We start from the raw sequence: 13917 nt of genomic DNA on the forward strand, positions 1-13917 counted from the left end.
GAAATTATTCATTTTAAAAATCAATTATTTTATGTATTTTTGACTTAACATAAATCATATGGAATTAAAACTATTTCCTTTAATAACGAATTTAGCTTGTTTATAATGATATATTGCTTTTGAGTAACAGAATGGCTGCCCACTTGTAAGATGGTAAATGATTTCTTTACACAGCATTGGATCCCCTAATTTCAATCCAAAAAAACTTGCTTCTTCAGAGTTCAGTTTATCCAAATTTATATAAATATCAGGAAATCCTATTTTTAATCCTAAGACGTCTTTCAAATAATTATTAATTGAATTAGAAACTATTTCTTTGTCCAGATAAGAAATAATATCCTTATTATAAAACACTTGTTCCGTGCATAACACTTGCTTTTCCATATAATGAACTAACTTTACGGAATATACTTTTGAGTATTTGTCTATATCAAGAGCATCTGCAACCTCTGGTAATGCACTTACTATTTCCATGCCGACTACTTTTTGCAAAGCAGGAGAACTATTATGATCAACTTGTTGAAATTTCTGGGATGGCAATAGATTAAAATAACCTTGTCTGCTTTGGCCTCTTACAAAAATCCCACTTCCTCTCACCAAAAAAACAATTCCTTTGTCCTCCAACAGTTTAAGTGCTTTTATAATAGTACTTTTGCTAACCTTATAGTGACTTATTAACGTTTCAATTATAGGTAACTTGTCTCCTTGTTGTAATGCATTTTCTGTAATATACCTTTCCATTTCCAAAGCAATATACTGATATTTCAACATTATGATCCTCGCTTTTACAACGATGTAATATTATATAATGCAGATTTTTTTTATGTGAGTGGGAAAATTTTTTTCGCCACTCACTGCTCACTCGTTTTACCTAGCTTATCTTACACTACCTTAAGCTTGCTTCCTCATCTAAGTCTTGTTGTGTTATTTTTCTGTCCTTATAGTAGTATTCCATATCATGTTCATTTATTGTTCGCATTACTTTGCAAGGATTACCAACAGCAACTGAGTTAGCTGGAATATCTTTTGTCACTACGCTTCCAGCCCCTATAACACTGTTTTCACCAATGGTTACCCCTGGACATATGATACTTCCTGCTCCAATCCAACAGTTATCTTCGATTTTTACTGGTTCAGCATACATATACTCTCTGTAATTAGGATTGATTGGATGGCCAACAGTAGCAATTGTTACGGCCGGACCAAACAACACTTTTTTTCCAATGATAATTTTCGTGTCATCAACAAAATTACAATTAAAATTAATGTAAGTACCTTCTCCAATTTCAATATTTGTGCCATAGCAAAAATAAAATGGTGGTTCAATCCATGCTTTAGTTTCCTTACCGAATATTTCTGCCATTATTTGAACTCGGTCTGCTAATGCATCTGGTCTTGTTGCATTAAATTCCATCATTCTTCTTTTAGCTTGCATCCTATCTTCTGGTAATCCTTCACAATAATCAGTAAATAACTTTCCTGAATGGATTCTTTCTCTCATTGTCATATGTCATTTCTCCTTTTCATTCTATTATTCATTATGATGCCACATCTCTTGTAATATTTTTAACCCATCTATATTGACTATAACGATATACAGCCAACGGCAGCTTGAGAATTTCATCTAAATTGAGTACTGCATACAGTAATATAGGGTGTAAATTCCACACAAATGCACTCAAATAGCCTAATGGCAATACTATAATCCACATTACAACAATATCACACCAAAGCCCAAATTTCGCATCTCCTCCAGCTGGAAAAAAACCCCCAATGATTGTTGAATTAATGGACTTTCCAATACAATAGTAAGCGCATACATATAACATTCCATCTAAGTATGATTGGGCATTAACGTTTAGGTCTACTATAAGGAACACCAATGGCTTTATCACCAATATAGTCCCGCCTGCTACAATACCTAAAAGCAATGCATATAAATTGATTCTTTTGGATGCTTTTATTGCCATCACTGTGTCATTGCTTCCTAAATATTTTCCAATAAGCACAGCACCTCCGCTAGAGATACCTGCACAAAACACAACTGCTAAGTTTCTAACTACGGTTGCGATAGAGTTTGCCGCAACCATATCAGCACTTACATGTCCGATTATGGATGTAGCAACTGTTAAGCCACCGCCCCATACAAAATAATTAGCTTGTATAGGAATTGTATATTTTAGAAAGTCTTTACGTAACTGACGATTAATCTTATCTTTTAATGGTAGGTGAAATTTAACTTGGCTGTATCTGATTGAATGAATGATACAACATCCAAGCTCTACGAACTTAGCACATACAGTTGCCGCAGCTACCCCTGTAATGGCCTTTTCCGGCATACCCGGAAAGAATACATAAACACAAAGTGCATTTAAGCCGATATTAAGAAAAAGACAAATGGAACTAATCCATGCACTGAATCGTGCGTTCTCCATACTTTTTATCACGCTAAAATAAACCTGAGATAGTCCCATTGCGATATACGAAAACGACACAGTACGCAAAAAGATCTTTCCATAGTAAATTAACTCCGTATCATTTGTAAGTAATCGCATTAGCACTTCGGGAAAGCAAAACGAAAACACAAAAAATATTATCGATATACTCAGTGAAAAAATACTAGTAATGCTAAATACCCGTTGAATTACATTTACGTCATTCCTTCCCCAATATTGAGCCGTGAGTATACCTGCTCCAGTTGAAATACCCATATAAAATAGCGACAATACAAAAGTTACTTGTCCCGCAAGTGATACGGCAGACATTACAGATTGATTAATGACACCAAGCATTATAACATCTACCGCAATGGCAGCTGCTGAAATTAAATTTTGAAATGCTATTGGTAATACTAACGAAAACAAGGAACGATTAAGGGTACGATTAAATTCACTATTTGATTTCTTTTCTTGTTTTGACACTTCACACCCCGTCTTTCTTATTTTAAATATAAATAAATTGTATATGTTTACATAGATCACTTCCATCAAAATCAAATATCATTCTTTCGAAATCGTGTATTTCATAAGAATCGTCCCTTATATTTCTACTTAGGTCTTGTACATAAAATCTATAAAAATAGTGTTTGAGACAAAACAATATATAACCTATCTAAACACGAATAATGTAATTTCAGCTAAATTTGGGATATGGCTTTAAAATTAGTTCATTTCATAACGCTCCCATCCATTCTACTAAGATTTTTAATTATTGTATTAACACCGAAAACACAAAAAACCGAACTAATTATCAAAAACGATAAAATAGTTCGGTTTTTATGCAGATTTACATACTTATAACTCAGCCTCATTCTTACTTCTGAATTAGATGTGACAAAATACATTAGAACATTTTAAATTATAATTTTAGTAAGTAGAACTAGGATTGGCTATTGTAATTTGCTTTCGATAATCCTGTGGCCCATAGCCCATTTTCTTACGGAAAGTATAGGAAAAATAACTTCCACTTTGAAAACCACACGCAATTGCAATTTCACTGATAGATCTATTTGTTTCTTTTAGCATTTCGCAACTTTTTTGAATTCGATAGCCTATTAGATAATTATTGGGAGTTTGTTCAATATATTTACTAAATAAATTACAGCATATACTTCTACAAACATTGCCAGCAAACGCAATGTCATCCAGTGTTATTTTTTCTTCATAATGTTCATGAATAAAATTTGTCATTTTCCAGACTGTCCCCCAGGAATTGTCATCAACATGGTTCCTAGGGACTTTTTGTATATGGTCTCCTATATTTGCACAAAGAGACATAACTTGTGCATTTAAACGAAGTGGATTTGCGTTTTCATGCATTTCTTCATATATTTCATTTAATTTCGTCAGTGCTTCTTGTTGCCATTGAACTTGTTCATTCAATAATATATAGTCTTCAGTAGATAATCCGAATTTTTCCTCGAGGTAGACTTTTCCTACTTGAGTGTGCTCACCAAGCAATATAGGATGAATAACTACAACAATAAAGTGGCAATCATTCATATTGTTAGAATAACCATAATGCATACGCTTACTATTTACAAAAATACCATTTCCCTTTTCAATACTAACCGTATGACCATTCACAAAATATTCCATAGAGCCTTCAAGTACTAAAATAAATTCTAAATCGGAATGCCAATGACTTGGTGCAACATATTTATCAAAGTAAAGTAATCTTCCTTTTCGCACATATAAAGGGAAATCAGGTATATTATAGTTTACTCGTTCAGATGAATCCGAAAATATTTCCAATACTGAATTCATGATTGCCTCCAAAGAAAATACGATTTTGATAATATTAAACCCAATTTTGATGGAAAACGCAAGTATAAATAATATAATATTGCTATTGAAAGAGAACTGATAAAGAGATAATAAATATAAGATATTATAAATAATACTTATACGGTAAATTCAAGGGAGGATTCAATTGTGAATGATATTAAAGTAATTATTATGGATGTGGATGGTACATTAACGAATAATGAAAAAGCGATATCTGCAGAAACAAAAGAGGTTTTACTAAAGGCACAAAAAGCTGGAGCAATCTTAGTTCTTGCTTCTGGTAGACCAACATCTGGATTAATGGATTTTGCGAAAGAATTAGAAATGGAAAAGCATCATGGACTTTTAGTTTCTTTTAACGGTTCTAAAGTCGTGGATTGTGAAACCAATGAAGTATTATTTAATGAAACAATGACTGTTGAACAAGGTCAAGCCGTGCTTGAGCATATGAAAAAATTTGAAGTAATTCCTATGATTGATAAAGATAACTATATGTATGTAACTGATGTCTTCAATAATGAAATAAAGTATAATGGTAATGATATTAACATAATGAAATACGAATCCCGTGGTGGTAAATATAAACTATGTGAAGTAGATGATTTGGCGGCATTTGCTGATTATCCACTAAATAAAATCCTAACTGCAGGATCTGATGATTATCTTCAGAAACATTACAAAGAGATGATGGAGCCTTTCAAAGATACGTTAAATTGTGTATTTACAGCTCCCTTTTACTTTGAATTTACTGCTCAAGGAATTGATAAAGCAAAAGCATTAGATACAGTGCTAATTCCTAGAGGATACAAAAAAGAAGAGATGATTGCTTTCGGAGATGGACATAATGACGCTACTATGGTCGAATATGCTGGTATCGGAGTTGCGATGGCTAATGCCGTAGACGATTTAAAAGCTGTAGCTGATGAAGTTACGCGTTCAAATGAAGAAGACGGAATTGCTTATACATTAAATAAATATTTTAAATAAAACTAGATAAGTAACATAACTACAATTTATATTTAGGCAACTTTTATGATCTGTGTTTCGGATTCTACTGGACACAGATTTTAAAAGTTGCCTTCATTCATTTGGGCTTGTAAAAATCATATAAGTAATTTCTAAAACTGCTTTTAACTAGCCTACTACTGTATATGCTTTAAGAATAGCCTTTTCACCATCATTTGGAATATTGGAGATGATATAGTTTAATTAAGCTTTGAATAAAAACAGAACCCTCACATAGGAATATACCCTTTAGACAGATATACAAATATTGCTACGGGAAAAATACTAAATATCATAATTAAATTACTTAAAGCAACCCATTTTTTTGCTGAGAGTATTCCTAGGATCATTCCAACAGGGTTAATGATTAAAGTAAGCAATCCATAAGGTTCCTGAATTTTAAAAGCTAAATATGGCATCCATGAAACTATTCCACAAAGTAATAAGGTGATGGATAGCCAAAAGTATAATGGTCTTCTGGTAGTGACATGATTCATTAATCTCACTCTTTCCATTGCCTTTTTATACTTATCATAACATTATTACCAAATAAAGTAATTAAACTTATCTCCCTCCTAAACAAACATTTTTCTCTTAAACACAGACTTTCATGCAATAAGTTAGCGTTAACTCTCCATATAAGCATTAATCCTCTTTAGATTGATTAATTCACAAAGAAAAACCGTCTAACCCCATTTATACCAGTGGATTCGACGGTCGCCCTTACATTAACGTATTCTTTATTTTTTAACCAATAATTCATATCCAAAAAACTGGATATTTCCTGTTGCTTCTTACATTATTAATAACTAATGCTAAAAGTACAATTACAATAGATCCTGTTAATACTGGTGTAAATAGATATTCCCATGAATAAGAGCCGAGTATTATTATTATTGGATCTGCTCCAGCGGGAGGATGGGTTGTTTTCGTTAACATCATTAAACCGATAGCTAACCCAACTCCCAAAGCCAATGACCATGGTTCATTACCAAATAAATGATAAATAATTAATCCTATTAAAGTGGAAATGAAATGGCCCCCTATAATATTTCTAGGCTGTGATAATGGTGAATTCCAGAGTCCGAATGCTAATACACAACTTGCACCAAATGAAGCTATTAGCAAAGGAGTATAGGTAAAACGTGTTAATAAACCGAGAATAAAAATGGTTATAGATCCACCCATAAATCCTGTTATAATATCATTTATATTTACTTTCAGAGGGCTCTTTTCTCCTCCCCCTTTCATTTTCATTAAATAGGAAGTATTTTCATCATTATGTTCCTTTTTTGCAAGATTTCCTTCTGTAATCAAAAGATGTCTGCCTCCTTGTTAAAAAACTATCCTAAATATATTACACTACTTCTTATCTTTAGTGAATCCCATTACTTCTTAATTTGCATGTCATGTTTATAACAATAGAACATTTAAAAGTTGCAAAGAACCCTTCATTTTCCCTCGATAGTTTTAACGAAACACTATACAAAACATATATACTAACAAGTTATGTAATCAAAAAAAAACAAAAAGACATCTCTAAGCTCACAAGAACCGATGCCTTTTTGTTTTCGTATAAACATATACTTGATATGTTAATCACATCATTAAAAACAGTAATAAAGGAACTGCACTCTCATCTTATCTTGCTGTTTTCATCCAATGCTTTTGTAGGTTAACCAATCCAGGTATAACAAATTAATCTGATTAGCATTAATCAATGAACATACTGGAATTATCTTATATAGTTTCAGATTTTTTTCTACTCATAAGGAGTAAAAAGCTTTAAAGAAATATGAGAAATACCAAGGCTGACTGTTGAAAAACCAATCATAAAAAAGAAGAAAGAAACAAAGATTAACCAAAAAGGATCTAATGACATTATTGCTGCTACAGCAATTATAAGGATTAGCAAACCAGCTGTTATTTTAGGATTTAATGAAGAAACCTGTAATACGACACGAAAGCTACCTAGCAATGAATTCTCATAACGTGCACTGTACGGAAAAATAAAGATGCAAAATACTACAAAGGTAATTAACGCTAAGAGAATACCAACACCTACAATAACAAAGGATATAATTGGGAGAATTGGTAACAGCCTTATCGCAACAACTAACAAAACTCCATAAATGATCAAAATCAGCTCAATTGTAGTTCCACGAAGAAAGTTGTCTTTCCACTCCTGCAAATAAGTTTTTGTTGGAAAAGACAATTTCCCTTCTGCCATTTTCATAGTAACTCTTGAGAGAGCTAATGTGCTGGCACCAATTGTAACTATTGGTAAACAGGTAATTAAAAACAGCAGATTTAATGTAAACAAATCCATTAGATAGGATGAAAACTTATAAATTTTACTATTTGAATCTATAAAATGCTTCAGCATTAAGTACCTCCTAACCTTTTACGGACCCAATCATAACACCCTTTACGAAGTATTTTTGCAGGAATGGATAGATACATAGAATTGGAATAGTTGAGATACAAATAGCTGCATACTTAATCGTCTCAGCATATTGGTTAACAACATCTGCACTTGCAGCCCCTTGATTTAGCGATGCATTATTTGCTAATAAAACAGCCCTTAAAATGTTTTGGATTGGTAATAAATCATTATCTGTAATATAAATGGACGCATTAAACCAGTTATTCCATAACCCAACACCATAATACAGCAACAAAACTGCCAAAGTCGGTTTAATTACTGGAACTAGAATCTTTCCTAGAATGGTAAAATCCCCAGCACCATCTATTTTCGCTGATTCTACCAAGCTATCAGGAATTCCTTCAATGGCAGATTTGCAAATTATGGCATTAAACAAACTCAGTGCACCTGGGATAATTAATGCCCAAATATTGTTATATAAGCCCAATTCTTTTTGGTTCAAGAAGCTCGGAATTAAGCCACCATGGAAGAACATCGTAAACATAAAAAAGGAAACGATCGCATTTTTCCACAATACATTCTTGGAAGCCATAAAATACCCACACAGAATGGTCATTAACATATTAATAGGCAAGGAGATTAATAACATCAAAAAGATATTTCGAAAACCAGAGATAATTAACGGGTGGCTTAACGCTTTAGAATAGGCCCCTAGAGTAAAATCTTTTGGGAAAATTAATTTTCCAATATTCGCATTAATCGCCGCTGAACTGGAGAATGAAGCGACGATTACATACCATATAGGGTAAAAACAAGCGATGATTACTAATATCATGATAATAGTATTAATATAAGAGAAAACTCGGTCGCCTTTACTTTCTCTCAGTGATCTAACTTTTCGTTTTCTAAGCATATCTTCAACCACCTTTCTATTAGAATAGGCCAGAACCTGCGAATTTCTTTGCTAAGCGGTTCGTTATTAACAACAATGTAACGTTAACTAATGTATTGAGTAGTCCAATTGCTGCTGCATAACTATAATCTGCATTTAATATACCCATACGGTAAACATAAGTTGATATTACATCTGCCACTGAATAAGTGGATGGAGAGTAAAGAAGCAATATCTTTTCAAACCCCATGTTAAGCAACGTTCCCATTCGCAATATTAACAAGATAATAATCGTTGTTTTCAATCCTGGGAGAGTAATGTGGAAAATCTGTTGTAATTTGCTGGCACCATCTATTCTTGCAGCTTCATATTGTTCTTGATCAATACCAGCTAAGGCTGCTAGATAGATGATAGAATCCCAGCCGATTGTTTGCCATATATCCGAAATTACATAAATCGGAACAAAAGCACTAGGTTCTGCTAATAAATTAGTCTTTTCAATCCCAAAATAGCTAAAGAATTCGGGAATTAGTCCATCGGATTGTGTAAAAAACTTAATTAAACTGCATAAAACTACGATGGATATAAAGTAAGGCATGTAGGAAACAGTTTGGACGATACGTTTAAAAAACTTATTTCTAATTTCGTTAATCAGTAGCGCTAAAATAATTGGTGCTGGAAAGCCAAATACTAAACTCCAAAAGCTAATGTTAAATGTGTTTTTAACGATACGCCAAGCACTCGGATCAGCAAAAAAGCGCTGAAAATTCTCAAATCCAACCCATGTACTCCCCGATATACCTAAACGAGGACTAAAATCTTGGAAAACCATCAGTAACCCATACATTGGTTTATAAGCAAAGATAAGAAAGTAAATTATTACAGGCAATACCATTAAATACTTTATCTTATTAAGTTGAAAATCTTTCTTTAACTTACTATAAAAACTAATTTTCGGATTATTCTCTGTTGGTAGGTTATTGTTTATTGCTAGGTTATTGTCCGACAACTTTTTTCCCCCTTTCAACAATCATCCATTTTCGATTCTTTTACCAACTAAGAGCGACACCCCAAGTTGTTCAATCGTTTAGACCAAAGACACTCACTTTACAACATCCTGAACATCCTTCCAATTCAACAACATTAGTGGTTCGGTCGTTCCCTTACCACATTTTTAATTCTTGATTGTTAACCTTTAGTAATGCCTCCAGTAGAAAATAATCAGCATAAATTAACGTTGTTATATGTTTGTCAAAATGGTAGGCAACTGCGCAACGTTCCACCAATGCTTCGCTAGTCGAATCTAAACACAAACGATTTTCACAAAGAGCTTTTAGCATTTCTTCTGCAACCTCAATATATTTGTTTCCATCTGTTTTTTCTTTATTGAGTGCTTTTCCCAAATCCAACAATCCGCAAATGGCAATACAAGTTGCACTATTATCTTCAAAGTCATCTTCTGCAGGCTGTTGAAAGTCAATAGGTGCTAGATGCGAATCAGGTAAGTGCTTTATAAAATAATCTGCAATTTCTTTTGACGCATCAAGGTAGCGTTCATCCTTTGTATGAAGGAAGCTATTCACAAAACCATAAATACCCCAAGCTTGACCACGAGTCCAGCTGCTTCCTACCTCATATCCCTGACCGCGCTCCGCTTCTATTACTTCTCCTGTTGCAGCATCGAATTTTACAATATGATGGACTGAACCATCCTCACGTATAAACTGGTCAAGTGCCATATCCGCATGTGCACGTGCGATTTGTTCGAATCTAGGATCACCGGTTTCTTCTGTTGCCCAATACAATAACGATAAGTTCATTAAACAATCAATGATAGCCAACCCTGTACAGTGATTATCTATCCCACCCCACGCACGTATGAAATTTCCTTTAAGATTAAACCGTCCAGCAAGAATATTAGCCGCATGGACAGCACGCACTTTTGCCTTTGGATCCTGTGTCATTTGATAGTTTGCCACCGATGTATGCAGCCACATAAAACCTACATCATGATTTAAACCTTGAAAAATATCAAAACATCGATCCAATTTGACTTCTTGAATTCTTGCCCATTCACGATACTTTTCTTCTCGAGTATAGTTGTAAAGCTGCCACAGCATACCTGCAAAAAAACCATTCGTCCACCAACTAACATCGCCTGTGGTTGACTTGGTATATGCATTATCCATATTGTTGTATTTACCATCCTCTAATACATAATAAGGAATTCCATTGCGATTCCTTTCACTTACCCACTTTAATTTGTCTACACATTTATCTAAATACGTTTCAAATTCCGTTTGATACCTTCCAACCAAGCTTCTTCACTCCTAATAGTAATAATGATTTTAAAGCTGATAACCTTCAAAAACAGGTATCAGCTTATGGATATTTAGCGCTTTAAATAACGTTCATAGACAGCTTGACGAATTTCTAACAGTCGTTCCAAGCCTTGATTATTTAATTCCTTTACAAAGTCATCAAACTTGTCTAGGCTTTCCTCTCCAGTCACAAATTTTAATGCATGTTCCTTTACATAAGTATTTATCGTATTTTCAAGATTAGAAGCTTCTTTACGTTCCTCAGATGTCATAGAAACAGCTGCAGGGAAAATAGAGTCGATTGCCTCTTCTTGACCATCTGACCATGAATTTGAAGCATTAAATGATGGTTCATCCAAACGTTGTTCAATAAATCGTGAAAGTTGAACACCTTGTCCGGATAACCAGTTACCTGTATAAAGAGCAATTGCTTCATCTTTACCTAACTTATTTTCTGTTATTAAGTCAGTAAAGGTAGGTTGCCCATCTACCATTTCCCAACTTTCGCCTTCTTTACCAAAATTCCAGTATTGCATTCCTTCTTCTGTGTAAGCCCAGTCTAAAAATTTTAACGCTTCATCCAATTCTTCTTCTGGTAATGATGTTGAGATTGCGATGCCTTGTGCATTATATAAATCTTCTGTGAAGATTGATGCTGATTTTGTGCCATCTGCTTGATTCGGATATGGTGCGCCTACCCACTCGGCACCCGTTTCATTTGTTGTTGCATCCGTATTCATTGCTAATAAAGTTCCGGCATTCATGATAGTTGCACCAGTTTTATCTTGAGATGCCTTTGTTTTCACGCCTTGATCATCAATTGTTGCAAAATCAGGATCAATTAAGTTTTTCTTATATAAATCGTTAAACCAAGCCATATAATTTCTCCATTCAGGCTGAGCTTGTGCTAACTGTACTTGGCCATTCTTATCAATGAAATAACGAGTGTCAAATGACCCATGAGCATCAAAGGCCCCTGCAAATCCTGGACTCATACGCCAACCAGTTTGAAAGGTTAATTGAGCACCATATTTCTCATGGAAAATTTCAATAGTTTTGGTCCAATCTGCAATATTTTCGGGCATTGATAAGTTCTGTTCCTCTAGCCAATCTTGGCGAATCATTGGCCCCATGTAAGAAGCTTGATACGGCTGTTCTCTAAAGAAGCCAAACATATAATACTTTCCATCATCCGTTTTCATTGCACGATCAAACTCAGGATGTTCTTTTAAAAACTTCCAATAGTTTGGTGCTTTTTCCTCAATATCTTTTGTCAGATCTCGTATGGCCCCTTCATTAATGTATTTATCAGCCACTCCCATCCAGCCATAATAAATCAGGTCTGGTAATTGTTTTTCAGAGAGCATTAAATTAAACGCCTGGCTCCAGTCTGAACCTTCCGTTGGAAACTGCCATTTTAATTTAACACCAGATTCCTTTTCTAAATTTTGATGAAAAGGTGATTCCTCATAGCTTTTGACTGTTGGACTAGGCGTCATCCACGTACTCCAAATAGTTAATGTCCCATCCTCCACTGCATTCGATTTATTGTTCTGACAACCAGCTAATACTACTGACACAATAAGGAATGTGAAAAAACATAACTTTTTTAATTTTTTCATTCGTACCTCTCTCCCCTTTCACTAATTAATAATTTTTATCGCACTGATAAAAATCTACTGCTTAAACATAATCACGCTTATGGTTACGCTTACAATTTGGTTTCTTTAAAAATCTTTCGATCCTTTCGAAAGATTTTATGGAAAATCAGTACCAAACTGTATTTGTAGTTTATTTAAAACCGAGTTCAAAAACAATTACGTAATTTATAAATACTAACATTTTTAACTTTTTTGTTTTCTGCCATGTTTAGAACAATTGAACAAGAACCCTATGAAAAATTTTCTGATTATAATATAATAAATTCAAATATTTGTGAGCGTTTCAAAACGCGCCAAATCAACTATTAAAATATAAGTGAAGCATAGACCCTGAAAATAGAATGTAATTAACGTAGACATGACACTAGACTTAGCTTTATACAAAAATTTAAAAGTTTCCTTAAAAGCAATACTTCTAAACTTACTTCATCACTAGTATCGCTCGCATTATAGGAAGGAGCATTCTAAATGAACGAACTTTTTTCGATAATAAATGGCGGAATAAATATGCGTCATCCTTTAACGTTTAGAATGTCAAAACCCCATGGTATCCCTTGTTATGTTTTATTATCACTGAAATCCAATGCAATCTATAATGTTAACGGTGTATCCATGAAAGGTCGACCTAACGAAGCTATAATTATTAGTCCTAACACTCCTTATTATTACGAGAATCCAGATGGAGTGTATATTGATGACTGGCTGCGCTTTGAATCACATGATCCTACGCTTTTAGACAAGATGAACTTTCCTCTTAATACTCTTATATATCTAGCTGATTCCAGGCATATTAATATTATCTTTCAAGAAATTATTTGGGAGTATAACTATTCAAGAGAAGAATTTAAGAAGCAAAATGTTTCAATACTTCTTCAAGTCCTTATTAATAAACTAATGTCCTACTATCTTGAAATAGGCAGTGATGATAACTATAGTCCTTTTCATTCAAAATTAAGAGATTTACGATTACGCATTCAGTCTGATGTCATGCAGTCGTACAAGGCAGAGAACGTTGCCTCTACTTTAGGAATAAGCACCTCCTATTTCCAGCATTTGTACAGGAAACTTTTTGGCATCTCTTTCCACAAAGACGTAATTCGGTTCAGAATTGATCAAGCTAAATATCTCATTGCTCATACAGAATTGACATTGAATGACATTTCAGAAATGTGTGGTTACTCTTCCGAAGTACATTTCTTTCGTCAATTTAAAAAAGAAACCGGCAGAAATCCATCCGATTATCGTAATATGCCGTTTTTTGAAAGCACAAGTAAGTATTAAAATTTACGGATATGTAATGTTTTAGAATAAGCAATAAAGAAAGTTTTCTTAAAAGCTCGCCTGTTAGGAATTGTGCTTCAGATTT

General features: G+C 33.8%; 12 protein-coding genes. 2 read left to right on the top strand and 10 right to left on the bottom strand.

Going from position 1 to position 13917, the window contains the following annotated elements; all coding sequences use genetic code 11:
• Nucleotides 1-54: 54 nt before the first annotated feature.
• From LXM54_RS21340 to LXM54_RS21360, 4 genes are all read right to left on the bottom strand, one after another.
• A complete protein-coding gene (locus tag LXM54_RS21340; RefSeq protein ID WP_233317259.1) occupies nt 55-771 on the bottom strand; it encodes a GntR family transcriptional regulator in 717 nt (238 codons plus the stop codon).
• A 115-nt stretch (nt 772-886) separates the two neighbouring features.
• The gene (locus LXM54_RS28075) at nt 887-1507 is read right to left on the bottom strand and encodes a sugar O-acetyltransferase (RefSeq protein ID WP_282581451.1); all 621 of its coding nucleotides are present in this window, start codon (nt 1505-1507) and stop codon (nt 887-889) included.
• Nucleotides 1508-1538: 31 nt separating this feature from the next.
• Nucleotides 1539-2921 (bottom strand): MATE family efflux transporter, encoded by a 1383-nt coding sequence (locus tag LXM54_RS21355; protein ID WP_233317260.1) that lies wholly within the window; start codon nt 2919-2921, stop codon nt 1539-1541.
• Between the two features lie 444 nt (nt 2922-3365).
• Nucleotides 3366-4265: an AraC family transcriptional regulator gene (locus LXM54_RS21360; RefSeq protein WP_233317261.1), complete on the bottom strand. Its 900-nt coding sequence runs from the start codon at nt 4263-4265 to the stop codon at nt 3366-3368.
• A gap of 192 nt (nt 4266-4457) precedes the next feature.
• On the opposite strand from LXM54_RS21360, the gene LXM54_RS21365 reads away from it, so the two are divergent.
• Nucleotides 4458-5273: a Cof-type HAD-IIB family hydrolase gene (locus LXM54_RS21365; RefSeq protein ID WP_233317294.1), complete on the top strand. Its 816-nt coding sequence runs from the start codon at nt 4458-4460 to the stop codon at nt 5271-5273.
• 777 nt (nt 5274-6050) lie between these two features.
• Here the strand turns inward: LXM54_RS21365 and LXM54_RS21370 are convergent.
• From LXM54_RS21370 to LXM54_RS21395, 6 genes are all read right to left on the bottom strand, one after another.
• Nucleotides 6051-6548: an HPP family protein gene (locus tag LXM54_RS21370; RefSeq protein ID WP_233317295.1), complete on the bottom strand. Its 498-nt coding sequence runs from the start codon at nt 6546-6548 to the stop codon at nt 6051-6053.
• Nucleotides 6549-7053: 505 nt separating this feature from the next.
• Nucleotides 7054-7677: a YesL family protein gene (locus tag LXM54_RS21375; protein WP_233317262.1), complete on the bottom strand. Its 624-nt coding sequence runs from the start codon at nt 7675-7677 to the stop codon at nt 7054-7056.
• Between the two features lie 10 nt (nt 7678-7687).
• Nucleotides 7688-8590 carry a carbohydrate ABC transporter permease gene (locus LXM54_RS21380; protein WP_233317263.1) on the bottom strand — a complete coding sequence of 301 codons (903 nt, stop codon included), beginning with the start codon at nt 8588-8590 and terminating at the stop codon, nt 7688-7690.
• 19 nt (nt 8591-8609) lie between these two features.
• The gene (locus LXM54_RS21385) at nt 8610-9578 is read right to left on the bottom strand and encodes an ABC transporter permease (RefSeq protein WP_233317264.1); all 969 of its coding nucleotides are present in this window, start codon (nt 9576-9578) and stop codon (nt 8610-8612) included.
• 154 nt (nt 9579-9732) lie between these two features.
• Nucleotides 9733-10887, bottom strand: coding sequence for a glycoside hydrolase family 88 protein (locus LXM54_RS21390; protein WP_233317265.1), 1155 nt, complete (start codon nt 10885-10887; stop codon nt 9733-9735).
• A 74-nt stretch (nt 10888-10961) separates the two neighbouring features.
• Entirely contained in the window at nt 10962-12512 is a 1551-nt protein-coding gene (locus LXM54_RS21395) for an extracellular solute-binding protein (RefSeq protein WP_233317266.1), read from the bottom strand.
• A 507-nt stretch (nt 12513-13019) separates the two neighbouring features.
• On the opposite strand from LXM54_RS21395, the gene LXM54_RS21400 reads away from it, so the two are divergent.
• Entirely contained in the window at nt 13020-13832 is an 813-nt protein-coding gene (locus tag LXM54_RS21400) for an AraC family transcriptional regulator (protein WP_233317267.1), read from the top strand.
• The last annotated feature ends 85 nt before the right edge of the window (nt 13833-13917 follow it).

Origin of the sequence: Bacillus sp. Au-Bac7, from assembly GCF_021341655.1 — a bacterium.
In the GTDB taxonomy this organism is placed as follows: Bacteria; Bacillota; Bacilli; order Bacillales; family Cytobacillaceae; genus Niallia.